The sequence below is a fragment of the Agrobacterium pusense genome, from assembly GCF_013285525.1.
Classification (GTDB): Bacteria; Pseudomonadota; Alphaproteobacteria; order Rhizobiales; family Rhizobiaceae; genus Agrobacterium; species Agrobacterium pusense.
On record NZ_CP053856.1, the window covers coordinates 696550 to 721129 of the forward strand.

Genomic DNA, 24580 nt, shown 5'->3' on the forward strand with positions numbered 1-24580 from the left:
TTGCGTTCAGGGTTGGTAACGACTGCGTTCCGAAGGGGTTCCGCCAAAACCGGTTGTCAACTGCGAAGTGGCAGCACGAAAGGCACATTGCCGTCGGTGTCCGCGCCCCTGCCTATCGCCTTGATAGCCGCCTCCAGACGACCCTTCCGGCCGAGCAGCCGGTCGCCGATGGCGATGATGCGGGCATTCGGAGTGGCATAGGGCGAGGCGGCGCGCAGACGCAGCGCAAGTTCAGTCTCATCCTGATCAGGGTAAAGACTGAGCGCGGCGATGACGGCAGCCGCAGGCGAGCGCGAAACGCCCATCCAGCAATGGATAAGCAACGGGGCCGTCTGATCCCATTCATGCGCGAACTCGATGAGCTTCAGCACATGCGCATCGTCAGGGGCGATAAGATTGCCGGTACCCTTGAAGCAGATGTCGTTCATCGCAAGCGTCAGATGCCGTTCGGCGGCAATAACCGCGGGGCGGTGAAATGTCTGCTCCCTGGCGATCAATGTCACCATTTCCCGGGCCTTGTGCTTCACGGCCATTTCCGCGATCCGTCCGAGCGGTGAAACCACGATGGCCGTCATTTGGCACCCCCGGGGTTCGTCCCGCGCATGGTCTCGATGGCCTCAAAACGCTGGATGAACAGCTTTTGCGCTTCCGTGGAGGGAAGCGGCGTGATGTCGAACATGTCGCGGGTAATACCGCGTGGCAGGCCGAAAAATTTTTGCGCCTCGGCCGTGGAAAAACCGGCAAGCTCCGTCGCCTCGAAAAAGGCGGCGACCGTGTCGGCCTTCTTGATGCGGTCCTTCAACTCGCGCGATGCATGCGGCGGCAGGCCGAAGCGCAGATGCACGGCGGCCTCAAGCCGCTTTTCCACAGTCTTGTAACCGCCGCCGACCACGGATTTGAACGGAGAGATCATGTCGCCGATCACATATTCCGGCGCATCGTGCAGAAGCGCCATCTGCATTTCATCGGGGGTCGCGGCCGTGCACATGCGGCAGAAGATCGTCTCGACGATGAGGCAGTGCTGAGCGACTGAAAAGGCGTGGTCGCCACGCGTCTGGCCGTTCCAGCGGGCAACGCGGGCAAGCCCATGGGCAATATCGGCGATTTCCACGTCGAGCGGCGAAGGGTCGAGCAGATCGAGCCGCCGTCCGGACAGCATGCGCTGCCAGGCGCGCGGGCCTTTGACGGAGGCCACCTCTATTCCTCCGCCTGTGCCGCCGGATCGGCCGCCGGGAAGGAAAGACCGCTCCAGGCGGGCAGGGCAACGGCGACGGGAACAGTTTCCGCGAGAAGCGGCGTGCCGGACGCGAGCGCCGCGGCAATGCGGTCGATGCGCGCGACGGCGAGTGCCTTGTTGCCGCAGACGGTGCCGAGCGTGCCGACGGATTTGCCCTGTGCGGTAATGTCCACGCCGCTGCCGGGGAGGGCGTCCTGCGCTGAAACAAGGACAACACGCCGCCTTGCCGTGCCGCGATGTTTCATGCGCGATACAACTTCCTGGCCGACAAAGCAGCCCTTCTTGAATGACACCCCGTCGTTCACATCCATCAGCACGTCATGCGGAAAAGCATCCTGCAGCGCATAGTCGCGGCCAGCTTCGGCAATGCCGTATTCGACACGCAGCACATCATAGACGGCTGCGTCGCCAGCGGCAGTTGCGCCCGGAATGCGGAATAGATCGAGACCCGCCTTGGCGAAACGGCCGTCCCTTAACGCCGGCTGAGGTGGCTGTTCCCCCCAGAAAACGCTCACACCTTCGGCGGCTTCCGCTTTCAGATCGACGGGAGCGCGCAGCTTGTACATCGTCAGGCGGCGCAACAGCGCTTCCTGTTCGGACGCGGTGATCTCGATGAGATAGTCCGTTCCGTCGCGCGCGATGAGGAAATCGAACAGGATCTTGCCCTGAGGGGTCAGAAGCGCGCAGGCGCGGGCTTCCCCTTCAGGCAGATGCTCCACATCGGTGGTAATGAGATTGTTCAGAAACTCCTCGGCGCCGGTGCCGGAAATCCGGATCAGGCGGCGGTCGGGAAGAAAAGCGGAAGGCATGGCGTCACCGTTCGGTTCGTCGAGACTATGCGTCTGGGCAACAGCACATGTACCGGTGCCGGACGCTCATTCCGCACAGTTAGGATTTTTGCAAAAGAACGGCAAGCGCCGGGATAGGATCAATCGCCGGCGGTGAAGAACTTCCACTTGCCATCAGGCGAGATGCCGATGCGATAGAAGCTGTAATTGCCGTATTCCTGCATATCCGCAAGGTCGCCGGCGGTGATGATGCGCAGCAGTTCCACTTTTTCCGGCGGTGTCAGCGTGTTGAGCGGCTTTCCGGCGAAATAGGGGAAAACATAGGCTTCGTCCGGCGTGCCGGCATCAATATGGGCGTAACCGGTCGACAGGAGGTCGATGATGATCGCCAGCACTTCCAGCCCGTCGGTATCTCCTGAATAGCTTTTCAGTGCTGCGATCGGGTCTTCGCCGTCATTGCCGTCGATGCGGAATTCTTTCTGGCCAGCAGCGATGAATGGCCGCAACTTTTCAATATCGCCCGTCGCTGCCGCGTCGATGATCTGTTGGCGCAGCTTGCGTACGGCTTCCGGTGCCTTGGAAATATCGTGCTCGATGACCACTGACATTTCGGGGGTATTGTCCGGCTTGGAGGATTGCTGGTTCGTCTGGGCGGCAGATCGGTCGACCAGAGGGTCGGGCAGGGGAATGCCTTCCGAATCGCCCTCGATTTCGTCCGGCTCGGCGGGCGCGGTCTGCTCAGGCTGTTCGCCCTTCTGAGCCTGTGGCTCGCCTTCGTTGTTCTGGGCCGGCTTCAGCTCGGAAAGCGCAAAGGCTTGGCCCGGCAGGCCAATCGACCCGGCGGTCAGAGCGAGCACGATGGATAGCAGGGCGGAAGAGCGCAAAAGCCCCTTGCTCAGGCAAGACATGATAGACCCCGGCTTTACTGTATCACCCGCTGCGGAGAAAATTCGCCTTGAAGCATGCGCTGACGCAGCGATTCCAGCATTGCTTCCGCGCCAGCCTCGCCGTGGATCCGGATGGTTTCGCGCATGGCCAGAGCGATTGCAGCATCGGCGATGATCTCCGGCTCGATGCCGTCGGCCATGCCGTCAGCCCATGCCTCGTTCTGGTGTTCCAGAGCGACCTGCATCTTTTCATGCACGATCATATCGTCGATTTCGTTACGGCTTGTCTGCATTTTTCATCCTCGACAGGGCGGGCAAGTCCTTACCACCCTGTTAACAACACTAGCAGCCTTTTATCAAAACGGCACGGGCTGCGGCGAAAAGAGGTTAATAATCCTCTAATTTCCGAACCTGGACGCGATTTCCTGAGCGAGTGTTGCCCCTTCGTTACGGTAGTTCTCTTCTGCCATGATGGCGGCACGTGTGCAACTGGTGTGGATGGCCGCAAAGGAGCGGTATCCACGGTTGAATGCAGCCGTCATGCGCTGACGTCGTTCAGGTTCGTTGGCCGTGTCCGCAGCCAGAAGGTCGCCCATCGATTTGCGCCAGTCCTCCGGTCCGGAAGAAGGGCACAGCGTTCTCAGATATTGCACCGCACCCAATATTTCCGACAGCCGTGCCAGCTTGTCGTCATAGGGCGCGGGTTTGGGAGGCGCCGTTTCCGCAGGACGTGCCTCGGATGCTGCCTTGGAAGGCTGCGCGTAAACGGCGCCGTTTTGCCCGGTCGGCAGCATGGTCAGGAAAAGAGACAGGAAAATGGTTGGTCGTATCAAAATTTTATTCTGCCCCACACATACTCGTGAACATCCGGCGGGCGGACGGGTCTAGATAATCGCGATTCTGCCCTGCTGGCAATCATGCTAGCAGCCGCTCGGCGCATTCCACCACGCTTTCTGGGGCCGGCAGTCGGCGGATTTCCGCAAGCGTGTACCAGCCTGCGTCCGCTGCGTCATCACCGACGGTCACAAGCGGATCGGCATCCGTTTCCACGGTGAAGACGGAGAGCAAAAAATGGCTCGTCAGGGTCCCGTTTGCATCGTGCGAGGGAAGATCGTAGGTCGCGAAAAGTTGCGGATCGCGTGCGACAATGCCGGTTTCCTCGTGCAGTTCACGTAGCGCCGTCTCGGCCGGCGTTTCGCCTTCCTCGGCCCGGCCGCCGGGAAAGGCGAACATGTCCTTCGAGGGCGGGTTGATGCGGCGCACGAGCAAAAGCCGGTCGCCATTTCTGACGATGGCGGAGGAGGCGAGGCGGGGCTTGATACGTACGGTCATGTAAGGTTTCGCGTGTCTCGGTCGGACGGTCTGGAAAAATCGATTCCGGTTTCTGCGCCGATGTTATAGTCCAGAATCGGTTCGATTGTGCAGGCAGAAGACGGTGGAATGAAGATCTATCTTATCTATGCGTTGGCGGCTCTTGCCGAAATTGCCGGCTGTTTTTCCTTCTGGGCCTGGCTGAAACTTGGCAGAACGGCGTGGATATTGTTGCCGGGCATGTTGTCGCTGGCCGCCTTTGCCTGGCTCCTGACGCTGGTGCCAGCGGAGGCCGCAGGCAGGGCGTATGCCGCTTATGGCGGCATCTATATCGCCGCTTCGCTTTTGTGGCTCTGGGGCGTCGAGGGCCACGCGCCGGACAAATGGGATATCGCCGGCGGCGCCGTTTGTCTCGCAGGGGCCACCATCATCCTGTTCGGGCCGCGGGGTTGAGGAGAAACATATGTGCGGACGTTTCGTCCTGAAAGCGACGCCGGAAGAGATTGCCGATTATCTTGACCTGATCGGGCTAGAGGATTTCCCCGCCCGCTTCAATATCGCGCCCACGCAGCCGATACTGATTGTCATGGAGGGTGAACGGCAGGAGCGCGGCAGTAACCTGCCCAATCGCCGGGCAGTGCTGGTTCGGTGGGGTTTCCTGCCCGGATGGGTCAAGGACCCGAAGGATTTTCCGCTGCTCATCAACGCGCGTTCGGAAACGGCAATCGGCAAGGCTTCCTTCCGCGCCGCCATGCGCCATCGCCGTGTGCTCGTGCCTGCGACCGGCTTTTATGAATGGCGACGTCCGCCGAAGGAAGAGGGCGGCAAACCGCAGCCCTATTTCATTCGCCCGAAGAAAGGCGGCATCGTCGCCTTCGCCGGTCTCATGGAGACATGGTCTTCGGCCGATGGTTCGGAGGTCGATACCGGCGTTATCCTCACCACGGCCGCCAATGCCGCCATCGGGCGCATTCACGACCGCATGCCCGTTGTCATCGCGCCTGAGGATTTCAGCCGTTGGCTCGACTGCAAGACCCAGGAACCACGCGAGGTCGCCGATCTGATGCGGCCGGTTCAGGATGATTTCTTTGAGATGATTCCCGTCTCGGACAAGGTCAACAAGGTCGCCAATGTCGGCGCCGATCTCATCGAGCCAGTGCCGGAAAGCGTGCCGCTGGCAAAGATCAAACCGGCGAAGGACGAGGGGCAGATGTCGCTGTTTTGACGTCTTTGCGCAGCGTGTGAGGCTGGTTATCTAAGCTCTGACATTGCCGCCAATTCTTCTCCCCGAGGGGGAGAAGGTGGCGCAAGGGTCGGATGAGGGGGCTACGGCAGAGATATACGGTGGGCTTGCCCCCTCATCCCGCTGCCACGGGCTTCTCCCCGGCGGGGAGAAGAAACAAGCCTCATCCGCTGGCTCCCCATGCCTCAGTTCCGGAAGAAACTCAGCCGTTCCGCCCGATCTTCTGCAAACCTTCCTGGATCATGATATCGGAATAGACGCGGTTGCGGCCGTTCGCCTTGGCGAGATAGAGCAGCTGATCGGCGGCATTCAACTGGTTGTCGAAGGGCTCGCCCTTCTCGATCTCTACGACGCCGAGCGAAATCGTCAGTGCGAGGCTGCTGCCGCTCAATTGTCGGCCGCTTTTTTCCACATGGGCGCGCAATTCTTCGCAGAACGCATAGGCGGCGTGGGCATCCAGGCCACGCAGGAAGACCGCGAATTCCTCGCCGCCCAGACGGGCGGGGATATGGCGGTGCGCGTCGCACTTGTCATGCAGAAGCTCCGCCAACTTTTTTAGAGCCCGGTCGCCCGCATCGTGCCCCAGCGTGTCGTTGATCTTCTTGAAGTGATCGATGTCGAGGATGGCGACGGCGCCATTTTCGTCATTGTCATTGATAACGTCCATGAGCGCACGGGTGCGCTCGAAAAAGGAGCGGCGGTTTGGCAAGCCTGTCAGATGATCGCGCTCGGCCAGTTCGCGCAGGCGCTTGAGCTGTTTCAGCGTTTCTATGTTGTTGTCGATACGGCACTGCAACTCTTCCGGCACGAAGGGGCGATAGACGAAATCCGACGCGCCCGCTTTCAGGAAGCTTGCAGAAAGCAGCCGGTCCGTGGAGGATGATATGCCGATCACGCGCAGATCCTCCGAGGAGCGGCTGTCGCGAATGCGGCGCGTAAGTTCGTAGCCGTCCATATCGGGCATGTGATAATCGGTGATGACGAGCTGGATGGACGGGTCCTGCGCCAGGATTTCCAGCGCGCGATTGCCCGAATGCGCCTCGCTGACCTTGAAGTTCTGCCGTTCCAGAATTTCCACGAGGCCGGAGCGCGCGGTCCGCGCATCATCGACCACCAGAACGGAAAACTGCCTGTTGGTCAGAATCCTGTCGACGGTTTTGACCACCGCGTCGACGGTGCGGTGACCGTCCTTGACGATATAGTCGATGATCTTCTTCTCGGCATAACGCTTGCGCGCCTCCTCATCCACTGTGGCGGTGAAGACGATGGCGGGCACTTTGCGTTCGGAGAGCAGCGCCAGAATTTCACCCTTCGGAGCGTCGGGAAGATTGAGACCCGTCAGCGCCAGCGTGAAATCATGGGCGCGCAGCAGGGTATCGGCCGCGGCCATGCTGTCGCAATGGATCACCTCGGCCTGCGTCTCTTCCGAAAGGCGCGTCTTCAGCAGCATGGACAGAGCAACGGAATCTTCAATCAGAAGGATTTTATCCTGCATGCCGCCCAAGCCCCCCATGGCCGTTTTCATGATGTCTCCACGAAACTTCATTCTTTCGCCACCGCACGTCACGGTATTGGAAATCTTGGTAACCGCAGAGGAATGAATCTCTAAAGTAGAAAATCTGTAATTTCTCAGTAATTGATGCGAGACTGTCCGTACAGTCGTCTCGTGGAAGTCGAATACTTTAGCATGGTTTTGTTGCAGTCACGTTACACTATAACGGATTGGCTCCATGGTCCTGGCCGGAATGGCGCATGACGGTAGCAAAAGAAAACGGCGCCATTCATAGCGCCGTGTTGTGCTCGGTTACCCCGGATTGACCATCTTCGGTCAGCTGACCTATCACGCGCCGACCTGTCCGATTTAAGAAAAATCGTTTATTTTCAAGCGGTTTTGGCTGCGGGCTTGCGCTTCAACATCAGCGCTGCGGCCGCGACAGCCTTCAGCCCGAGCGGGCGGTAGTGGCTTTTGAGGTCCGGCTTTGCCTGCGGCTGTGCCTTCGTCTCGTTCGTCATTTTCTCTCTCCACAATTCACGCCAAACGCCGTTGCGATGCGTGTGAGCCCCTTCTTTCGCGGCTAATCTTGACGGATTCGAGGCGGAAAACGCAAAGCCGGCCGTTCAGGGTGCGACATTTTGCGCCACGGCGCAGATAGGTGAAGCAAGAAAAATGATACCTGCGGTTTTAAATGCTGCGATCGAGGCCATTGCCGCCATTTCCGTCGTCATGCGCGTCCTCTTCGATCGTCAGCGTACCGTATCGGCGGTGCCAGAGCCGCGCGCTGATGGGAATGAAGACGAGATAGGCGGCAACGGTGAGAACCAGCACCTCCCAGGTGAAGCTCATCAGCATGGCCACATAGAGAACGACGACGAGGATCATCGGCAGCACGAGATCGCGGCGGATACGGCTTGTGCCTGATTTTCCCGACCAGACCGGGAGGCGGCTGATAAGGAGATAACCGATCAGCACGGTATAGGCGGCAGCGACATAAGCGAATGGCTTGTCCGGCTCGACGCCGAGGAAGCCGAGATAGACCGGCAGCAGCACCAGCATGGCACCCATCGGGGCAGGGACGCCGACAAAAAACTCGTTCTGCCATGGCGCCTTGACCGGCCGTTCGATCATGACGTTGAAGCGCGCCAGGCGCAGACCCGCGGCGATGACATAGATGAGGGCGGCGATCCAGCCGATCGACCGCGCCTGATCGAGAAGATAGGCATAGACCACCAGCGCGGGCGCGACACCGAAATTGACGATATCGGCCAGACTATCCATCTGTTCGCCGAATTTGGACGTCGCTTTCATCATGCGGGCGATGCGCCCGTCTATGCCGTCGAGGAAGGCCGCGAGTAGCACCATGCCAACGGCGAGTTCGAAACGCCCTTCGATGGCCAGCCGCACGCCGCTGAGGCCGGCGCAGATGGCCAGAACGGTGATGAGATTGGGAACAAGCAGGCGAAAGGGAATTTCTCTCAGGCGCGGCCCGCGGCCGCTGTCCTTTCTGCCCTCATGTTTTCCGTTCTGCGGCGGTTCGGCGATCGGCGTTTCCATGGCGCATGTCTTTCCTGATCGTCATCAGCCGCGGCGGCTGAGGAGCGGACCCTTGGCGGAACCGAACTCTGCCAGCACGGTCTCGCCGGCGATTGCCGTCTGACCCACGGATACACGCGGCTGGAAGCCTTCCGGGAGGAAGATGTCAAGGCGCGAGCCGAAGCGGATAAGGCCGAAACGCTCGCCGGCATCGACGGGCTCGTTTGGCTTGACCCAGCAGACGATGCGCCGAGCGACCATGCCGGCGATCTGCACGACGCCGACCTTGCCATGCGACGTTTCGATGACGAGGCCGTTGCGCTCATTGTCCTCGGAAGCCTTGTCCACCTCGGCATTGAGAAACAGGCCGGGACGGTAGGCAACATTGACGATGCGGCCGCGGACCGGCGAACGGTTCACGTGGCAGTTGAAGACGTTCATGAACACCGAGATACGCACCATCGGCTCCTTGCCCAGCTCCAGTTCCAGCGGCGGGATGACGGTCTGTACGGCGGAAACCCTGCCATCGGCGGGGCTGATGATCAGGTCGTCATCCTGCGGCGTCACGCGCTCGGGATCGCGGAAGAAATAGGCGCACCAGGCCGTCAGCACCAGGCCGACCCAGAACAGCGGTTCGGCGATCCAGCCGAGCACCAGCGATGCCACGAAGAAAGCGGCTACGAAGACATAACCTTCCTTGTGGATCGGTACGATGGTGTTGCGAATGGTGTCGAACAGATTCATATGGTTCCTTGCTCCGGTTTTGTCTGTCGCGTCTATATGTGGTCGTGATACGACATGATCCATACGGACGTGCGACAAATTTTGCCTAGCTGGTTACAGCCAAACGGACCGCCCGGCAATGGTCCCCTTGCCATGCGGGGGCCGTTATCAGGCGTTTATGCGCCTCAATGCGCTGGTTCGCCGCGGTCCACGACACCGAGATCGTCGGTTTCGCGAACATGGCGCAGCATCTCTTCGGCCCGGATAGCTTCGCGCTGGCGGCTCCACATCGAGGCGTAAAGACCGTTCTGGGCCATCAGGGATGTATGCGTGCCGCGCTCCGCGATCAGCCCTTCCTTCAGCACGATGATTTCATCTGCGCCGATTACCGTCGAGAGCCGGTGGGCGATGACCAGTGTGGTGCGGTTTTTCGAAACGATATCAAGCGCGCTCTGGATTTCCTGCTCCGTATGCGTATCGAGCGCCGAGGTCGCCTCGTCGAGAATCAGGATCGGCGGTGCCTTGAGGATCGTCCGGGCAATCGCCACACGCTGCTTTTCGCCACCGGAGAGCTTCAGCCCGCGCTCCCCGACCATGGTGGCGTAGCCATCCGGAAGCTTTCCGATGAAGGCGCTGATCTGGGCTGCATCCGCTGCCGCCGTGATGTCTTCGTCATTCGCCGAAGGGCGGCCGTAACGGATATTGTAGGCCAGTGTATCGTTGAACAGCACCGTATCCTGCGGAACCATGCCGATGACGGAACGGAGGCTCTTTTGCGTCACGTCGCGGACATCCTGCCCGTCAATCGTGATCGCCCCTTCCTGGATATCGTAGAAACGGTAGAGTAGCCGCGAGATCGTTGATTTTCCTGCACCCGAAGGCCCGACAATGGCAACTGTCTTGCCCGCCGGCACGTCGAAGGAAATGCCCTTCAGGATCGGTCTCTCGGCATCATAGGCAAAATGCACGTCGCGGAACGAGATCGCGCCGGGACCGGCGGCGAGCGGCGTCGCACCCGGCCTGTCGGTAACCTCGGCTTCCACTTCCAGAAGCTCGAACATCTGCTCGATATCGGCGAGGCCCTGGCGGATTTCGCGATAGACGAAACCGATGAAATTGAGCGGCACGGAAAGTTGCAGCAAAAGTGCATTGATGAAGACGAAATCACCGATCGTCTGTTCGCCGCGCTGCACGGCAAGCGCCGACATCACCATCATGACGGTGGAGCCAAGGCCGAAAATCACACCCTGGCCGAAGTTCAGCCAGCCGAGCGAGGTCCAGATCGAGATCGCCGATTTTTCGTAACGCGCCATTGCGACATCGAAGCGCTGCGCCTCCATCTCTTCATTGCCGAAATATTTGACGGTCTCGAAATTCAGCAGCGAGTCGATTGCCTTGGTATTGGCATCGGTGTCGCTGTCGTTCATCGCGCGGCGGATGGAGATTCGCCAGTTGCTGGCCCGGACAGTGAACCAGATATAGGCCCAGACGGTGATGACCGTGACGAGAACGTAGGAAAAGCCGTAGGACGCCCAGAAGATGATTGCCGTCAGCAGGAATTCGATGAAGGTCGGCGCGGTGTTGAGGATGGTGAAGCGGACAATGGTTTCGATGCCCTTGGTGCCACGCTCGATAACCCGCGAGAGCCCGCCGGTCTTGCGCTCCAGATGGAAGCGCAGCGAAAGCCGGTGCATGTGTACGAATGTTCTGTAGGCCAGCTGGCGGACCGCGTGCTGACCGACGCTGGCGAAAAGCGAATCGCGCAGCTGGTTAAGCCCGACCTGTATCAGCCGCGTCAGATTATAGGCGATGACAATGGCGACCGCGCCCAGCAGGAAGGCCGGGACCAGCCCCGCCATATCGAGCCTGCCATTCAGCGCGTCCGTCGCCCATTTGAAGAAATAGGGGACGGAGATGAGGACCAGCTTGGCGACAACAAGGTATACGGTGGCCCAGACCACCCGCATCTTCAGATCCCACCGCCCCTCCGGCCACATATAGGGCCAGAGATTGATCAGCGTCTGGGTGGGATTGCTGGAATCCGCAGAAATGGTTTTTTTCTTCGTGGCCATCATACTCTCCGGTCACTGCCGGAAGCCGACAGCATGACGGCGGCTTTGGTCAAGCCGCCGCGCGCGTCACAGATAGGATCGTTGCGGATTTACCGCAACGGTTCAGTTGCTCAAGTGCCACCTTTCAACCGCTTGCGGTGAAGTTCTTCCGCATTCGGCAGGGCCTCTTTCGGCACGCCGAAAATCTGGCCGGGCTCGATCAGGTCAGGGTTTTTGATCTGGTCCTCATTGGCGAGATAGATCGTGGTATAACGGACGCCCTGACCATAGACGCGGCGCGAAATCTGCCACAGCGTGTCGCCACGGCGGATGATGACGCTGTTCTGGCTTTCGGCCAGCGGCGCCTGCTCGAAGGTCTGCGGACCGGCTGGCGCCTGTGGCGCGGGAGCGGGCGGCGCGGTGATGTGGAGTTCGGCAAGCCTGCTGGCCAGCGAAGCCAGCCCCTTGCCGATTGCCGCCACGTCATTCGGCCAGGCTTCGACCGATGTCAGCAGCTGGCGCGCCTTGCCGGCGATGTCGCCGGCGAAGGCTGTGAAGTCCGGCTCGGTGGCTGCCGCGGTGCGGAACTCCGAAAGCGATTTCAGCGCAATCACCACGGCAGAGCGGCCGGCTATTGCCTGATCGAGCGCCGGTGTCGGCTGGTCCCTGTAGAGATTGGAGAGGATGCCAAAGGCCTTGGCGACATCGGTGCGCAGCTTTTCGAAAGCGGCGCGGTCGCTTGCCGTGCTCTGGTTTTCGGCCGGCACTGCGGTCGTTGCCGCTGACGAAGAAGCAGACAACGTCTGCATCGCGACGGTTGCCTGGTCGGTCTGCGGCCTTTCGAACGGAACGCGCACGCGCACTTTCGCGGTGCCGTCGGCATTCAGCTCCTCGACGGTGATGATGTGGCTGCCAACGGCGAGATCGACGTCGCCTTCGATGACAAAATGCCCGGAGGCTTCTGTTGTGGCCTTGCCGATTTCCCTGTCATCGACCAGCGCGCGAACCGTCGAACCGGCGGGCGCAGAACCCGCGACGAAAATCTTCGATCCCTCGAACTCGACGGCAGTGACCTGGACGCTCGACGTCAACGGAGCGGCGGCAGCGCCGGCAAGCGGTACGGAGGCCGCATTGGCGTTGGTCGCAGCCGTTGCCGCAGGCTGTTGTGATGGCGTTTGCGGCTGAAGCGACGGAGGGGCCGCCTCCGGCATGGCGAGGACCCGGCTTGCCTTGCCGGGCTTTGAAACCATGGCCAGAAGCTCGCCGGCCTTGCCTTCCGGAACGGAAACCGTCGCCACTTCCTCAGACTGCGTCGCCTTGCCGGCGGTATCGGTCGAACGCAGCACCAGTTCATGGTCGCCGGGCGGCAGGGGATTGTCGAAAACGGCTGCGAAATCGCCGGAGCCGTCGATCGTTGTCTGGGCGACGACCTTGCCGTTGCTCAGGATTTCAAGTTTCGCACCCGGCTGCGCCTTGCCGGCAACAACCGCCGAACCATCAGGCTCGACGCGCAGGACGTCGAAAGTCGGCGCGCCGGAAGAGGTCTGCGTGGCATCGGCTGGCGCCGCCGCCGGCTTCGCCGCTTCGGGCGCGCCATCGTCGGTGCCGGCGAAGACGCCCGCGAGACGACGCACCTGCGCCGCCGCTGCCGCCGCATTGTCAGGCAGGCCGCGCAGGAAGGCCGTGGTGCGCTCGGCGGCGGTGCGGGCTGTGGTGATGAGCCGCGACGTCGTTTCATCCAGCGACTCGGGAATTTCGATATTCGTCAGTTCCTTGAGCGAGGTCTCGACCTTCTTGCGCGCCGCTGCGAAATCGGCGTCGGAGGGAACCTTGCTGTCGGCGAAAAGCGTGGTCAGATCCTTGATCGACTGTGTGGCGGAAGCCGCCAGACGGCCGACCTTGTCGGCGATATTGGCGGTTTCTTCTGCCGCATCGGACAGGATGTCGCCCGCCTTGTCGGCGCCCATTTCCACGCTGTTCTTCACGGCGTTGCCCGCCTCGTTGATGGCGTCGCCGATCGGCTTGCCGTCGTTTGAAATCCGCGGCAGGACGAAAAAGATCATGAGCAGGGATGCAATCCCCAACACGATCAGCGCCAGCAAACCGGCTTTATTGTTTTTCATCCTGGGTGCTCCGGATAATTCAAGCTTTTCACACGAGTTGAGATTGCTAGCGTCTTACCTAGCGCCAGACAAGCGGTGAGTGGCCAAAAGGCCATATTTGCAAGGGATTTCCCAAATTTTCTTGACGTGCCGCATCGCACATAGTTCCTTCCCTTCATGACGGACAAAAATACAGCGATTCGATCCATCTGCGTTTATTGCGGCTCCCAGCCCGGACGTGATCCCGCCCACATGGAAGCAGGCCGTGCGCTTGGGAAATCCATTGCCGAAAACGGCATTCGCCTGGTTTATGGTGGCGGCACCAAGGGCATCATGGGCGCAGTTGCCAGCGGCGTTCTTTCCAATGGCGGCGAAGTGACGGGCATCATACCGGAATTTCTGGTCGACATGGAGGCAACACGTCATTCTCTCGGACAATTGAACGAGCTTGTCATCACCAAGGACATGCACGAGCGCAAACACATGATGTTCGAGCGCTCGGATGCTTTCGTCACCCTGCCGGGCGGTGTCGGCACGCTGGAAGAGATCGTCGAGATCATGACCTGGGCGCAGCTCGGCCGTCACGCGAAGCCAATGGTCTTTGCCAATATCAACGGTTTCTGGAACCCGATGCTGGAACTCGTGCAACATATGCGCGACCAGGGCTTCATCCACCGCGCGCACCTTCTCAACCCGCTCATCATTGACGAGGTGAAGGATATCGTGCCCGCCATCATCGACCGCGCGCTGGCGCAGCAGAACCCTGAAGGCGACCCTTCGGTGATTTCGCGCCTGTAGGCCCGGCGATTGTTAACGGCCGCTCGGGCGGCTCGTTACAATTTTAAATGTATATTAATATAGATTTAACGGCGGCATCCTTCCGCCCGTCCTTTTCGTGGCCCGGCGACTGATCCTGTGTCACCGTTTCCCAGGCGTTGGTTATCGCGGAATTTTGCTCCGCCGCCTCGGGTGGGTGTCATCGGCAATGATTGCTTTCGTGATGCGGCTGAAGAGCCGGACGCATTTCATTATCAAGAGAAACCCGCTGCGGGGCAGGGAGGTCGTGTTCGGTTCGGTCGCCCGCCGCCGGGCGGAGGCAAAGACGCGGCTTGCGATCGTCATCGCTGTCTTCATTGCGATTTACGCCGTCGCCGCGGCGCGCCTCGTTCAATATGGGCTTGCCGAACCCGTTTCCACCGCATGGATCAATTCCGGCGTCAACGCTATCGCCTCACGGCCTGACATCGTCGACCGCAACGGCACGCTTCTGGCGACCGATCTCAACATGGTATCGCTTTATGCGGATCCGCGCAGGATCGTCGATCCGGACGAGGTGGTGGAAAAACTCGCGACCGTCATTCCCAATTTGGACTGGCGCGAGACGCATCGTAGATTGCGTTCGGATACAGGCTTCCAGTGGTTGCGACGCCAGCTGACGCCGCGGCAGCAGGCGGATATTCTCAATCTCGGCATACCGGGTATCGGTTTCCGCCCGGAAAAACGGCGGTTTTATCCGGGCGGCCCAACCGCTTCGCATATTATCGGCCACGTCAATGTCGACAATCAGGGTCTCGCCGGCATGGAGCGTTACCTGGACCAGCAGGGGCTGGCCGATCTGCGCGCTGTGGGTCTTGCCAGCGGCACGCCACTGGAACCGGTGCGGCTGTCCATCGATCTCAGGGTACAGAACATCGTTCGCGACGTGGTCGTGAAGGCGAAAAGTGCCTATCAGGCCGAAGCCGCCGGTTCGGTGATCCTCGATGTGGAGACGGGCGAAGTGCTGGCCATGGCTTCCGTCCCGGATTACGATCCGAACGAACCTTCCCGCACCCTCGCCGATGGCAGCGTCGACAAGGAGTATGAAAAAGGCTGGTTCAACAGGATGAGCAACGCCACCTTCGAGATGGGCTCCACATTCAAGAGCTTCACGCTCGCCATGGGTCTGGATGCCGGGGCGATTACGCTCAATTCGGTGGTGGATGCGTCGCGGCCGATCCGCATGGGCGGCTTCACCATCAGGGATTTCAAGGGAAGAAACCGGCCGCTCTCCATTCCGGAAGTGTTTCAATTTTCATCGAATATCGGCACGGCTGCGGTGGCTGACAGGGTCGGTGTCGAGGGCCATCAACAATTCCTGACGAAGCTTGGTCTGCTGACCAGAATGGACACGGAAATGCCCGGCGTTGCCACGCCGACCCAGCCGAGAAACTGGAAGAAAATCAATTCCGTCACCATCTCCTTCGGCCATGGCGTTGCTACCACTCCGTTGCAGACGGCGGTGGCCGCTGCAGCCCTTATCAATGGCGGAAGCCTGATCTCTCCGACCTTTCTGCCGCGTTCGAAAGAGACTGCGGCATCGCTTGCGCGCAGCGTCATCAACGACAGGACGAGCGCCGACATGCGTTACCTGTTCAACTGGAACGGCATCAAGGGCTCCGGCCGTGGCGCACAGGTGGAGGGGTTTCATGTCGGCGGCAAGACGGGGACGGCAGACAAGGTGATCAATGGCCGTTACGCCAAGGACATCAATTTCAACGCCTTCGTGGCCGGTTTTCCCATGCACAAGCCGAAATATGTCGTGCTGACCATGATCGATGCGCCAAGGACCGGCGTGAATGGCGGCCGCACGGCAGCCTCAACAGCGGCCCCCATGACGCGCGAGATCATCGCCCAGACGGCGGGCCTTCTCGGTGTCAAACCGCGCTTCGGCTACGAGGGAAACCCGCAATTGCTGGTGGATTACTGACGCCTGGCTACCTCACTCCTGTTTCAGGGAGCAGGAGTGAGAAAGGATTTGGTCATCGCTTGAGCCGCAGCAGGCTTGAGCCGGTGTAGATCGCAAGCGCCACCCAGATCATTGCGAAAGCCGCCAGACGCACCATGTCGAACGGTTCCTTGAAGATGAAAATGGCTATCAGGAAGATCATCGTCGGCGCGATATATTGCATGATGCCGATGGTGGAGAGCTTCAGCAGTTTCGCACCATTGCCATAGAGAATGAGGGGAACGGCGGTGATGAGACCGCTTGCCGCCAGAAGCCAGGTATCGGCGGAATTGCCGCCCATGAAATGCGCCTGTCCGCTGAACGCAAGCCAGATCATGACCAGCACGGCGGGAATAGACAGCAGCATGACTTCCAGCAGGAAGCCCTGCGTCGCGCCTATGGGCAGGGTTTTACGGAAAAAGGCGTAAAAGCCCCAGGAAACGGTGAGCGCGATGGAAACCCATGGCAGGCTGCCCGCATGCCAGGTGAGGATGGCCACCGCAACCGCCACGAGGCTGATGGCGGCGATCTGCGCCGGATAGAGTTTTTCCTTCAGCAGTACGGCACCGAGGAAGATGCTGAACAGCGGATTGATGAAATAGCCGAGCGCGGCATCAAGTGCGCGACCCGCGCCGATCGACCAGATGTAGACGCCCCAGTTGATGCTGATGAGCGCAGCCGTAAGACTCGCCATCGCAAGCATCTTCGGACTTCTCAGCGCCGTACGGATTTCAGCCGTACGCCCGAGCACGATCAGCACCACCGCTGCGATCGGCACCGACCAGACGACGCGATGCACGATGACCTCGATCGGTGAAATATGTGCAACCGCCTTCATGTAGAAGGGCAGGAAACCCCACAAAAGATATGCGGAAAGCGCGAAAGCAAAACCGCGCGCGCTGTCGCCGCCCTCTTGGGCTGGAAGCGTTTTGTCGAGTGCCATGGGAGTACCGCCAATTGTTCGGATGGCGTTTTATAACGGATCGGCACAATGGCGGCCAATTCATTTCCGTGAAGGGTTCATGAGAAAAACTGCATGAATAAGAGGCGCTTTGCCTTTCAAACGTGCTGATCAGCGCCGGGTAGATGATCCCCGCAGGAAACCCCTGCGTGAATCATCATCTTATCCTGCCGCCACAACGTGCTGAAATAAATACTATTTCCCGACAAAACGGTCGTTGGCGCGGATCAGCTGGTCGAGAATGCCGGGCTCGCTCATCGCATGTCCCGTGGCCTCGATAATGTGGAAATCCGCGTCCGGCCAGGCCTTGGCCAGCTGCCAGGCATATTTCAGCGGGCAGGGCATGTCGTAACGTCCATGCACGATGACACCGGGAATATTCCTGAGCTTGCCGGCATCGCGCAGCAATTGTCCTTCCTCAAGCCAGCCGCCATTAACGAAGAAGTGGTTTTCGATGCGGGCGAAGGCAATCGCGTATTTGTCTTCACCGAAATCCTCGACGCGGTCGGGATCGGTGACGAGTGCAATGGTCGCGCCCTCCCATTGGCTCCATGCTTTCGCGCATTCCAGCTTCTTCGTTTCGTCAGTGCCTGTGAGATAGCGATTATAGGCCTGCATCATCTCGCCGCGTTCGGATTCGGGAATGGGTGCGATGAATTTTTCCCATTGATCCGGATAGATTTCAGAGACGCCGAACTGGTAGTACCAGTCGAGTTCCGGCCGGGTGACAGTGTAGATACCGCGCAGGACCAGTTCGCTGACGCGGTCCGGATGGGTTTCGGCATAGGCGAGCGCCAGCGTCGAACCCCAGGAGCCGCCGAACACCAGCCATTTCTCGAAGCCGCAGAGTTCACGCAGTCGTTCAATATCGGCAACCAGATGCCATGTGGTGTTGGCTTCGAGTTCCGCGTGTGGCGTGGAGCGACCGCAGCCGCGCTGATCGAACAGGATGACATCGTAAAGATCGGGATCGAATACCCGGCGATGGGTGGGGTTTACCCCGCCGCCCGGGCCCCCGTGCAGGAAGACCGCCGGCTTAGCGCCGCGTGTGCCCACCCGCTCCCAGTAGATCGTGTGGCCGTCACCCACGTCGAGCATGCCGGTCTCGAAGGGTTCGATCTCTGGATAAAAGCCGCGCAGTTCTTCAGTCATGTTTTATCGTTCCTCAGGCGGCCATTCGGCCGTGTCATGATCCGGATGTTGGTAGGAGGTGATCTCGGCCTCATCGACGCCCTGTTCGACTGCCGGTTTGGCGAAGAGCTGCTCGATCCACGGCATACGCTTGTGGATGTTCACCTGCACCTGCGGCTCTATCTTCTCGGGATGGTCGAAAGCGCCGATCGCGATCTCCACGCCGCCGGGATAATGATAGGTCAGCGGTGTGCCGCACTTGTTGCAGAAACCGCGATGGATTTTCTGCGACGAGCGGAAGAGGGCAGGCTGGCCGCGTGTCCAGGTCAGATGTGCCTGATCGGCAGTCAGAAGTGCGCCAAAGAAATTGCCGAAATGTTTCTGGCACATGCGGCAGTGGCAGATGGAGGCCCTGCCGAGCTTGCCCGCATGGAACCGCACGGCGCCGCACTGGCAGCCGCCGGAAAAACCCGTTTCGCTCATTGTCTGTTCTCCGGTGGCCAGTTTTCGGTGTCGTGGTCGGGGTGTTGATAGGAAACGAGATTGGCAAGGTAGTCGACCTGCGTCAGGTCGTCCTCGGTCGCAACGGCGGGCAGGGTGTGGAGGTTGTCGACAAAATCGATCTTCCGTTCCACGCCCCACTGGATGGTTGGCGGCAGCGCGGCGGGATCGTCGAAGGCGCCGGCCGCCACCGCAATGCCATCCGGGGCCTCATAGGTTAGCGGCGTGCCGCATTCGGGGCAAAAGCCGCGCTTCACGACGCTGGAGGACTGGAAGCGTTTCGGCTCGCCGCGCGTCCATGTGAACTCCACATTGCGAACTGAAACCAGTGGCGCGTAATAAGCCCCGAAAGCCTTCTGGCACATGCGGCAGTGGCAAATGGAACTGTCTTTCAGGTCGCCAGTGGCGCGAAAACGGACCGCGCCGCATTGGCATCCGCCGGTATATGTCGTCATCTTCGGTCCTCCCGGATCGTTCTGATAATGTGGAGACAGACATTATCTAAGTCTGTGAGGACGTCATGGTTCCAGAAGCGGAGGATGGTCCAGCCGTCTTTTTCAAGCCGCACGGTTCTTTCATGATCGTAGTGTAAAGCTGCCTCGGATGTATGTTGAGAGCCATCGATCTCGATAATAAGTCGATGATCGGAACAGGCGAAATCGACGATAAAACCGGCAATCGGCATTTGTCTGCGGAAACTCAAGCCTTCAAGGCGATGGGCGCGAATTGCGTTCCAGAGTTTCAGCTCGGCATCCGTCATTACTTTCCGCATTTGCTTCGCGTATTTGCGATGCATTGGGTCTACATCTGCATGCGGCATGATCTGGCTCGCCGTTTAGTGCCTCGCCTTAGATTGGTTGAGGGAACTTAAAATCGCAAGCGTATTGTGGTGGGCGAGGATACCCCCCTCTGCCCTGCCGGGCATCTCCCCCACAAGGAGGGAGATCGGCATGACGCGCCTGCGTCGCTCCATTTCGACCGAAGAGAAATGCGGGGCCTAACAACGAGTCGATCTCCCCACCTGTGGGGGAGATGCCCGGCAGGGCAGAGGGGGGTAAACCGCAAGCCGCAGCCTCAAGCGCTGGACGCAAGCCCTACCGCTTCAACTCCCAGGTCGTCGTCCGCTCCCCGGTCTCCTTGTCCTTGCCATCCTTCAACTGTATGCCCTTCTCCGAAAGCTCATCGCGCAACCGATCGGCCTCTGCAAAGTTCTTCGCCTTCAGCATTTCCAGACGCAATTCCACCAGAGCGTTGACCGCCGAAACGATGGCCTCGTCCATTTCAGTTTTCTTCGGCAGCACGCCCAAGAGGGCAGCACTCGCCGCGAAGGCCGGCAGCTTGGATGGGTCCACATTGGCCGCGTGCGCCAATGCGTGCAGCGCCTGCACGGCCGCAACGGTGTTGAGATCGTCGGCAAGCGCCTCGAGCACGGTTTCATCCGGCGCGGCATCGGAGGCTTCCGCCGCCGGCCATTTGGCGAGCAGGCGTTCGGCCTCTTCCAGACGCTTTACCGAAAAATCGATCGGCTCTCTATAATGCGTCATCAGCATCGCAAGACGCAGAACCTCGCCCGGCCATTTCCGGCCGCCGAATTTCTCCGTGTGCAGCAATTCATAGATCGTCACGAAGTTGCCCTCGGACTTCGACATCTTGCGGCCTTCCACCTGCACAAAGCCGTTATGCATCCACACGTTCGCCATGACATGCGTGCCGTGCGCGCAACGGGATTGGGCGATTTCGTTCTCGTGATGTGGAAAGATGAGGTCGAGCCCGCCGCCGTGAATGTCGAAAACGTCACCGAGGTAGCGGCCGGACATAGCCGAGCATTCGATATGCCAGCCGGGACGGCCGCGGCCCCAAGGGCTTTCCCAGCCGGGCTCGTTGTGGGAGGAAAGCTTCCACAGCACGAAATCGCCGGGGTTCTTCTTGTGGGCATCCACCGCCACGCGCGCGCCCGCCTGCTGCTCGTCCAGCGGACGCTTCGAAAGCTGCCCGTAATCCGCCATGGAGCGAGTGTCGAACAAGACCTCGCCCCCGGCCGCATAGGCGTGGCCGCGTGCGATCAGTTTCTCGATGATGTCGATCATCTGTGCGATATTGTCGGTCGCGCGCGGTTCGACACTTGGCTGAAGGCAGCCCAGCGCCGCGACGTCCGCATGGAACTGGTCAGCCGTCTTTTCCGTCACGGCGTGGATGGCATCGTTGAGCGGCAGATGCGGATAGTCCCGCAGCGCCCGCGCATTGATCTTGTCATCGACGTCAGTGATGTTGCGGGCATAGGTGACGTGATTTTCGCCATAGACATGGCGCAGCAGCCGGAAGAGAACATCGAACACGATGACGGGTCGCGCGTTGCCGATATGGGCGAAATCATAGACCGTCGGGCCGCAGACATACATGCGCACGTTTTCAGGATCGATGGGCGCAAATTCCGCCTTTTCGCGGGTCAGCGTGTTGTGAAGTTTCAGGCGCAAGGACATGCGGCAATTCCCTAGAGGCAGTCAGTTGTCCTGACCGGGCCGTTTGTCTGTAAGACCTTGCGGGAGACGAAAACGAGCCGGCCGGTGGCGAACCAGCAAAATTATTTCAGCAGCAGGTGCAGATCGTCGTTTTCATGACTTGCGTTATGGCGCGGCGGTCATGCGCGGTCAAGCGTTTCTCTCGTGACGTTGGCTGACCCGCCGACCGGCATCACTCCGGCGGACGGTAATCCACGAACCGGTTTTCCCGGACCAGGAAGAGCTTGCCGGTCTCTTTGAGATCGGGCGAAGCAAGCGGCAGGATGGCTGCGGCTACCTCTGACGGGTGCGGCACGGTGGCGGGATCTTCGCCGGGCATGGCCTGCGCGCGCATCGCCGTGCGCGTGGCACCGGGATTGATGCTGTTGACGCGAAGCGCGCTCTTCTGCGTCTCCGCCGCCCAGGTGCGGGCAAGTGCTTCCACAGCTGCCTTGGAGGTGGAGTAGACGCCCCAGAAGGGACGACAGCTATGAGCGGCACCCGAGGACAGGATCAATGCCCGACCGGCGTCAGATTTGAGAAGCAGCGGCTCGACCGAGCGGATCAGCCGCCAGGTGGCGGTGACGTTGATGGTCATGACCCTTTCGAAAACCTTTGCCTCGATATGGCCAACCGGTGAGATCACGCCGAGAACACCGGCATTGGCGACCAGAATATCCAGCTTGCCCCAGCGCTCGTAGATATTGGCGCCCAGCGCATCGATGGCTTTCATGTCGGAGAGATCGAAGGGAACCAGCGTCGCGGTGCCGCCGACGGCCTTAATGGCGTCGTCCAGTTCCTCAAGGCCGCCCACCGTGCGGGCGCAGGCGATGACATGCGCGCCGGCCCTGGCGAGTTCCAGCGCGGTGAAATAGCCGATGCCGCGCGACGCGCCGGTGACGAGAGCGATGCGGCCCTTGAGATCGATAGTCATGGTCTCCCCCGAAATGATTGCGCTTCCTTGTACGAAGCCGCAGCCGCCTGCTGCAAGCAATTAAATTGCCGCAGCTCGCGGGCTGATAAAAGGCAAGAAAAAAGCGGCCACCGGAGACCGGTGGCCGCTTGTTCTGTCGGGATTATCAGCCGTTGCTGGCCAGCATGGAAATCTTGCTGCCCATCGCCTCGCCGTTCTTGTCGAGGAGGCGGGTCGGATAATCGCCGGTGAAATAATGGTCGGTGAACTGCGGCCGCGCCGGATTGCGGTTTTCACCGCCCACCGCGCGATAAAGCCCGTCGATCGACAGGAACGCCAGCGAATCGGCGCCGATATATTTCGCCATCGCCTCGACATCCGCATACTGGTTCGCCAGCAGCTTGTCGGCATCAGGCGTGTCGATGCCGTAGAAGTCCGGATGGAAGATCATCGGGCTGGCAACGCGTATATGAACTTCCTTGGCGCCGGCCTCGCGGATCATCTGCACGATCTTGACCGAGGTCGTGCCGCGCACGATGGAATCATCCACCAGCACCACGCGCTTGCCTTCGATCATCGCCCGGTTGGCGGAATGCTTGAGCTTGACGCCGAAGGCGCGTATCTGCTGGGTCGGCTCGATGAAGGTGCGGCCGACATAATGGTTGCGGATGATACCGTATTCGAAGGGAATGCCGCTTTCCTGCGCAAAACCGAGCGCTGCGGGCGTGCCGCCATCGGGAACGGGCACCACCACATCGGCTTCGAGCGGTGCTTCCTTGGCAAGGTTCATGCCCATGTTCTTGCGCGTCGTGTAGACGTTGCGGCCGCCGACGACGGAATCGGGACGGGCGAAATAGACATATTCGAACAGGCAGAGACGCTCCGGCTGCGGTTTCGAGGGCTTGCGCGCGTCGATGGTGATCGAACCGTCAGGCTGGATCTCGCAGATGATGACTTCGCCGTTTTCAACGTCGCGCACGAATTTCGCGCCGATGATATCGAGAGCACAGGTCTCCGAGCAGAAGATAGGCTTGCCGTCCAGCTCGCCCATGACCAGCGGGCGGATACCGATCGGGTCACGCGCGGCAATCAGCTTGGTGCGGGTCATCGCCAGCATCGAGTAACCGCCTTCCATCTGCCTGATGGCATCGATGAAACGGTCGGCGGTGGAGGAATGACGGGAGCGGGCGATGAGGTGCAGCACGACTTCGGTATCGGAGGTCGACTGACAGATGGCGCCTGTCGCGATGATCTGGCGGCGCAGTGTCAGGCCGTTGGTGAAGTTGCCGTTATGGGCAATCGAAATACCGCCTTCTTCCAGTTCGGCAAACAGCGGCTGTACGTTGCGCATCGCCACTTCGCCCGTGGTGGAATAACGGGTGTGGCCGATGGCGATGGAGCCGGGCAGGCGGGCAAGCGTTGCCGGATCGGTGTAATGATCACCGACGAGGCCCATATGGCGTTCCTGATGAAAGCGCTTGCCATCGAAGGAGACGATGCCGGCTGCTTCCTGGCCGCGATGCTGCAGGGCATGCAGGCCAAGCGCGGTCAGCGCCGAGGCGTCGGCATGGCCGAGAATGCCGAAAACGCCGCATTCTTCATGCAGCGTATCGCCGTCGATCTCTTCCTTGAAAGTGGCCTCAGGAAACTTGGAATGCGAAAGCGGCTCAATCATCCGGCTTGCCCTTGCTCTCTACCGAGAAAAAAGAAAGACCATTCCGGTGAGTGTTTCCCCCGGTCGGTCCGTCTGTGTCGTGCTTGATATTTAGCACAAATAGCGCGCCTTGCATGCATTGCAAGACGCGACACTGTGTCAATTATTCGTTGCCGGCGGATTTGTTGCCGGCACATCTTCGGCAGGCGCCTGCGTGGTCGTCTGTTCCTGCGGTTTTCCAAGGATGCGAGCGCGGATCTGCGGCTCGATATCGTCAGGCAGAACCGCCTCCAGCTTGCCAACCAGCCCGTCAAGGAAGGGCTTGGACTTCGCCTGCGTCACCCATTCCGGCTGTGTCTTCACATCCACCAGCCAGTTCCAGAAGGCGACGGCGACCACTAGAAGCAGGATGCCGCGCGCCGCGCCGAACAGGAAGCCCAGCGTGCGATCCAGTGCGCCGATGCGGCTGTCGATGATGAAATCGGCAATACGCGAGGTGATGAAGGAAATCACGATCAGCGAGACGAGGAAAACGACGCCCGCCGAACCGGCAATGGCGATCTTGTCGTCATCGGTATAGTTGCGCGCATAGGGCAGCAGGACCGGATAAAGATAATAGGCGGCGGCGACCGAACCGGCCCAGCTCGCAATCGACAGGATTTCGCGGGAAAAACCGCGGACCATCGCGAGAATGGCGGAGAAAAGAACAACGGCGATGACGATGCCGTCGAAAATTGTAATGGGCATATACCAACTCCGGAGGTGCGACGCCCTGTCAGGCGCTG

The 24580-nt window shown here is 60.1% G+C and carries 26 protein-coding genes; 4 read left to right on the plus strand and 22 right to left on the minus strand.

The window, feature by feature from the left end; translation table 11 throughout:
* Nucleotides 1-56: 56 nt before the first annotated feature.
* The 7 genes from HQN82_RS03400 to HQN82_RS03430 form a co-directional block, all read right to left on the minus strand.
* Nucleotides 57-575: a tyrosine phosphatase family protein gene (locus HQN82_RS03400; RefSeq protein ID WP_022555910.1), complete on the minus strand. Its 519-nt coding sequence runs from the start codon at nt 573-575 to the stop codon at nt 57-59.
* Complete coding sequence (locus HQN82_RS03405) at nt 572-1195, minus strand: YfbR-like 5'-deoxynucleotidase (protein ID WP_022555911.1); 624 nt, start codon at nt 1193-1195, stop codon at nt 572-574. The genes HQN82_RS03400 and HQN82_RS03405 overlap by 4 nt, the downstream gene beginning before the upstream one ends.
* 2 nt (nt 1196-1197) lie before the next feature.
* Nucleotides 1198-2046, minus strand: coding sequence for a CAF17-like 4Fe-4S cluster assembly/insertion protein YgfZ (gene ygfZ, locus HQN82_RS03410; protein ID WP_173614547.1), 849 nt, complete (start codon nt 2044-2046; stop codon nt 1198-1200).
* Nucleotides 2047-2165: 119 nt separating this feature from the next.
* A complete protein-coding gene (locus tag HQN82_RS03415; RefSeq protein ID WP_004440964.1) occupies nt 2166-2933 on the minus strand; it encodes a hypothetical protein in 768 nt (255 codons plus the stop codon).
* 14 nt (nt 2934-2947) lie between these two features.
* Entirely contained in the window at nt 2948-3205 is a 258-nt protein-coding gene (locus HQN82_RS03420; RefSeq protein ID WP_003501987.1) for a hypothetical protein, read from the minus strand.
* A 105-nt stretch (nt 3206-3310) separates the two neighbouring features.
* Nucleotides 3311-3745: a TIGR02301 family protein gene (locus HQN82_RS03425; RefSeq protein WP_037088929.1), complete on the minus strand. Its 435-nt coding sequence runs from the start codon at nt 3743-3745 to the stop codon at nt 3311-3313.
* An 82-nt stretch (nt 3746-3827) separates the two neighbouring features.
* A complete protein-coding gene (locus HQN82_RS03430; RefSeq protein ID WP_035210146.1) occupies nt 3828-4244 on the minus strand; it encodes an NUDIX hydrolase in 417 nt (138 codons plus the stop codon).
* 108 nt (nt 4245-4352) lie between these two features.
* Here HQN82_RS03430 and HQN82_RS03435 point away from each other — a divergent pair, with 108 nt between their 5' ends.
* Both HQN82_RS03435 and HQN82_RS03440 read left to right on the plus strand, forming a co-directional pair.
* Nucleotides 4353-4676: a YnfA family protein gene (locus HQN82_RS03435; RefSeq protein ID WP_006699408.1), complete on the plus strand. Its 324-nt coding sequence runs from the start codon at nt 4353-4355 to the stop codon at nt 4674-4676.
* A 10-nt stretch (nt 4677-4686) separates the two neighbouring features.
* Nucleotides 4687-5448 (plus strand): SOS response-associated peptidase, encoded by a 762-nt coding sequence (locus HQN82_RS03440; RefSeq protein ID WP_045534179.1) that lies wholly within the window; start codon nt 4687-4689, stop codon nt 5446-5448.
* Between the two features lie 220 nt (nt 5449-5668).
* On the opposite strand, the gene HQN82_RS03445 is transcribed toward HQN82_RS03440, so the two are convergent.
* The 6 genes from HQN82_RS03445 to HQN82_RS03465 all read right to left on the minus strand — a co-directional run bounded on the left by HQN82_RS03445 (nt 5669) and on the right by HQN82_RS03465 (nt 13394).
* On the minus strand, nt 5669-6961 hold the full coding sequence (locus HQN82_RS03445) for a GGDEF domain-containing response regulator (protein WP_034496256.1): 1293 nt from the start codon (nt 6959-6961) through the stop codon (nt 5669-5671).
* A 386-nt stretch (nt 6962-7347) separates the two neighbouring features.
* Complete coding sequence (locus tag HQN82_RS25650) at nt 7348-7479, minus strand: hypothetical protein (RefSeq protein ID WP_004440985.1); 132 nt, start codon at nt 7477-7479, stop codon at nt 7348-7350.
* 169 nt (nt 7480-7648) lie between these two features.
* A complete protein-coding gene (gene pssA, locus HQN82_RS03450) occupies nt 7649-8518 on the minus strand; it encodes a CDP-diacylglycerol--serine O-phosphatidyltransferase (protein WP_004440987.1) in 870 nt (289 codons plus the stop codon).
* A 24-nt stretch (nt 8519-8542) separates the two neighbouring features.
* Nucleotides 8543-9241 carry a phosphatidylserine decarboxylase gene (locus HQN82_RS03455; RefSeq protein ID WP_004440992.1) on the minus strand — a complete coding sequence of 233 codons (699 nt, stop codon included), beginning with the start codon at nt 9239-9241 and terminating at the stop codon, nt 8543-8545.
* Between the two features lie 164 nt (nt 9242-9405).
* Complete coding sequence (locus tag HQN82_RS03460) at nt 9406-11292, minus strand: ABCB family ABC transporter ATP-binding protein/permease (RefSeq protein ID WP_173614548.1); 1887 nt, start codon at nt 11290-11292, stop codon at nt 9406-9408.
* Between the two features lie 110 nt (nt 11293-11402).
* Nucleotides 11403-13394, minus strand: coding sequence for a LysM peptidoglycan-binding domain-containing protein (locus HQN82_RS03465; protein WP_173614549.1), 1992 nt, complete (start codon nt 13392-13394; stop codon nt 11403-11405).
* Between the two features lie 156 nt (nt 13395-13550).
* On the opposite strand from HQN82_RS03465, the gene HQN82_RS03470 reads away from it, so the two are divergent.
* Nucleotides 13551-14171 (plus strand): LOG family protein, encoded by a 621-nt coding sequence (locus HQN82_RS03470; RefSeq protein ID WP_006700139.1) that lies wholly within the window; start codon nt 13551-13553, stop codon nt 14169-14171.
* Nucleotides 14172-14358: 187 nt separating this feature from the next.
* The gene (locus tag HQN82_RS03475) at nt 14359-16119 is read left to right on the plus strand and encodes a peptidoglycan D,D-transpeptidase FtsI family protein (RefSeq protein WP_112766975.1); all 1761 of its coding nucleotides are present in this window, start codon (nt 14359-14361) and stop codon (nt 16117-16119) included.
* Nucleotides 16120-16171: 52 nt separating this feature from the next.
* On the opposite strand, the gene rarD is transcribed toward HQN82_RS03475, so the two are convergent.
* From rarD to HQN82_RS03520, 9 genes are all read right to left on the minus strand, one after another.
* A complete protein-coding gene (rarD, locus tag HQN82_RS03480) occupies nt 16172-17080 on the minus strand; it encodes an EamA family transporter RarD (RefSeq protein WP_022555918.1) in 909 nt (302 codons plus the stop codon).
* A gap of 213 nt (nt 17081-17293) precedes the next feature.
* Nucleotides 17294-18250, minus strand: a complete 957-nt coding sequence (gene pip / locus HQN82_RS03485; RefSeq protein ID WP_173614550.1) for a prolyl aminopeptidase — start codon at nt 18248-18250, stop codon at nt 17294-17296.
* Nucleotides 18251-18253: 3 nt separating this feature from the next.
* A complete protein-coding gene (locus tag HQN82_RS03490) occupies nt 18254-18712 on the minus strand; it encodes a GFA family protein (RefSeq protein WP_173614551.1) in 459 nt (152 codons plus the stop codon).
* The gene (locus tag HQN82_RS03495; RefSeq protein WP_072494242.1) at nt 18709-19185 is read right to left on the minus strand and encodes a GFA family protein; all 477 of its coding nucleotides are present in this window, start codon (nt 19183-19185) and stop codon (nt 18709-18711) included. Before HQN82_RS03495 ends, HQN82_RS03490 begins: the two co-directional genes overlap by 4 nt.
* Nucleotides 19182-19550, minus strand: a complete 369-nt coding sequence (locus tag HQN82_RS03500) for an endonuclease domain-containing protein (protein ID WP_004441009.1) — start codon at nt 19548-19550, stop codon at nt 19182-19184. The genes HQN82_RS03495 and HQN82_RS03500 overlap by 4 nt, the downstream gene beginning before the upstream one ends.
* 274 nt (nt 19551-19824) lie before the next feature.
* Nucleotides 19825-21210 carry a cysteine--tRNA ligase gene (gene cysS, locus HQN82_RS03505; RefSeq protein ID WP_173614552.1) on the minus strand — a complete coding sequence of 462 codons (1386 nt, stop codon included), beginning with the start codon at nt 21208-21210 and terminating at the stop codon, nt 19825-19827.
* Nucleotides 21211-21421: 211 nt separating this feature from the next.
* Complete coding sequence (locus HQN82_RS03510; RefSeq protein ID WP_006700145.1) at nt 21422-22162, minus strand: SDR family NAD(P)-dependent oxidoreductase; 741 nt, start codon at nt 22160-22162, stop codon at nt 21422-21424.
* 145 nt (nt 22163-22307) lie between these two features.
* Entirely contained in the window at nt 22308-23816 is a 1509-nt protein-coding gene (gene purF, locus HQN82_RS03515) for an amidophosphoribosyltransferase (RefSeq protein ID WP_006700146.1), read from the minus strand.
* Nucleotides 23817-23954: 138 nt separating this feature from the next.
* Nucleotides 23955-24542 (minus strand): CvpA family protein, encoded by a 588-nt coding sequence (locus HQN82_RS03520; RefSeq protein ID WP_004441017.1) that lies wholly within the window; start codon nt 24540-24542, stop codon nt 23955-23957.
* Nucleotides 24543-24580 lie beyond the last annotated feature (38 nt).

What these genes read in the sequence shown, in the direction of transcription:
- HQN82_RS03455 (WP_004440992.1), bottom strand. Translation starts at nt 9,241, where the DNA reads ATGAATCTGTTCGACACCATTCGCAACACCATCGTACCGATCCACAAG.
- HQN82_RS25650 (WP_004440985.1), bottom strand. Translation starts at nt 7,479, where the DNA reads ATGACGAACGAGACGAAGGCACAGCCGCAGGCAAAGCCGGACCTCAAA.
- HQN82_RS03440 (WP_045534179.1), top strand. Translation starts at nt 4,687, where the DNA reads ATGTGCGGACGTTTCGTCCTGAAAGCGACGCCGGAAGAGATTGCCGAT.
- HQN82_RS03510 (WP_006700145.1), bottom strand. Translation starts at nt 22,162, where the DNA reads ATGACTATCGATCTCAAGGGCCGCATCGCTCTCGTCACCGGCGCGTCG.
- HQN82_RS03470 (WP_006700139.1), top strand. Translation starts at nt 13,551, where the DNA reads ATGACGGACAAAAATACAGCGATTCGATCCATCTGCGTTTATTGCGGC.
- HQN82_RS03445 (WP_034496256.1), bottom strand. Translation starts at nt 6,961, where the DNA reads ATGCAGGATAAAATCCTTCTGATTGAAGATTCCGTTGCTCTGTCCATG.
- HQN82_RS03415 (WP_004440964.1), bottom strand. Translation starts at nt 2,933, where the DNA reads ATGTCTTGCCTGAGCAAGGGGCTTTTGCGCTCTTCCGCCCTGCTATCC.
- HQN82_RS03420 (WP_003501987.1), bottom strand. Translation starts at nt 3,205, where the DNA reads ATGCAGACAAGCCGTAACGAAATCGACGATATGATCGTGCATGAAAAG.
- HQN82_RS03460 (WP_173614548.1), bottom strand. Translation starts at nt 11,292, where the DNA reads ATGGCCACGAAGAAAAAAACCATTTCTGCGGATTCCAGCAATCCCACC.
- HQN82_RS03475 (WP_112766975.1), top strand. Translation starts at nt 14,359, where the DNA reads ATGATTGCTTTCGTGATGCGGCTGAAGAGCCGGACGCATTTCATTATC.
- purF (WP_006700146.1), bottom strand. Translation starts at nt 23,816, where the DNA reads ATGATTGAGCCGCTTTCGCATTCCAAGTTTCCTGAGGCCACTTTCAAG.
- HQN82_RS03490 (WP_173614551.1), bottom strand. Translation starts at nt 18,712, where the DNA reads ATGAGCGAAACGGGTTTTTCCGGCGGCTGCCAGTGCGGCGCCGTGCGG.
- HQN82_RS03500 (WP_004441009.1), bottom strand. Translation starts at nt 19,550, where the DNA reads ATGCCGCATGCAGATGTAGACCCAATGCATCGCAAATACGCGAAGCAA.
- HQN82_RS03430 (WP_035210146.1), bottom strand. Translation starts at nt 4,244, where the DNA reads ATGACCGTACGTATCAAGCCCCGCCTCGCCTCCTCCGCCATCGTCAGA.
- cysS (WP_173614552.1), bottom strand. Translation starts at nt 21,210, where the DNA reads ATGTCCTTGCGCCTGAAACTTCACAACACGCTGACCCGCGAAAAGGCG.
- HQN82_RS03520 (WP_004441017.1), bottom strand. Translation starts at nt 24,542, where the DNA reads ATGCCCATTACAATTTTCGACGGCATCGTCATCGCCGTTGTTCTTTTC.
- HQN82_RS03465 (WP_173614549.1), bottom strand. Translation starts at nt 13,394, where the DNA reads ATGAAAAACAATAAAGCCGGTTTGCTGGCGCTGATCGTGTTGGGGATT.
- pip (WP_173614550.1), bottom strand. Translation starts at nt 18,250, where the DNA reads ATGACTGAAGAACTGCGCGGCTTTTATCCAGAGATCGAACCCTTCGAG.
- HQN82_RS03495 (WP_072494242.1), bottom strand. Translation starts at nt 19,185, where the DNA reads ATGACGACATATACCGGCGGATGCCAATGCGGCGCGGTCCGTTTTCGC.
- pssA (WP_004440987.1), bottom strand. Translation starts at nt 8,518, where the DNA reads ATGGAAACGCCGATCGCCGAACCGCCGCAGAACGGAAAACATGAGGGC.
- ygfZ (WP_173614547.1), bottom strand. Translation starts at nt 2,046, where the DNA reads ATGCCTTCCGCTTTTCTTCCCGACCGCCGCCTGATCCGGATTTCCGGC.
- rarD (WP_022555918.1), bottom strand. Translation starts at nt 17,080, where the DNA reads ATGGCACTCGACAAAACGCTTCCAGCCCAAGAGGGCGGCGACAGCGCG.
- HQN82_RS03435 (WP_006699408.1), top strand. Translation starts at nt 4,353, where the DNA reads ATGAAGATCTATCTTATCTATGCGTTGGCGGCTCTTGCCGAAATTGCC.
- HQN82_RS03400 (WP_022555910.1), bottom strand. Translation starts at nt 575, where the DNA reads ATGACGGCCATCGTGGTTTCACCGCTCGGACGGATCGCGGAAATGGCC.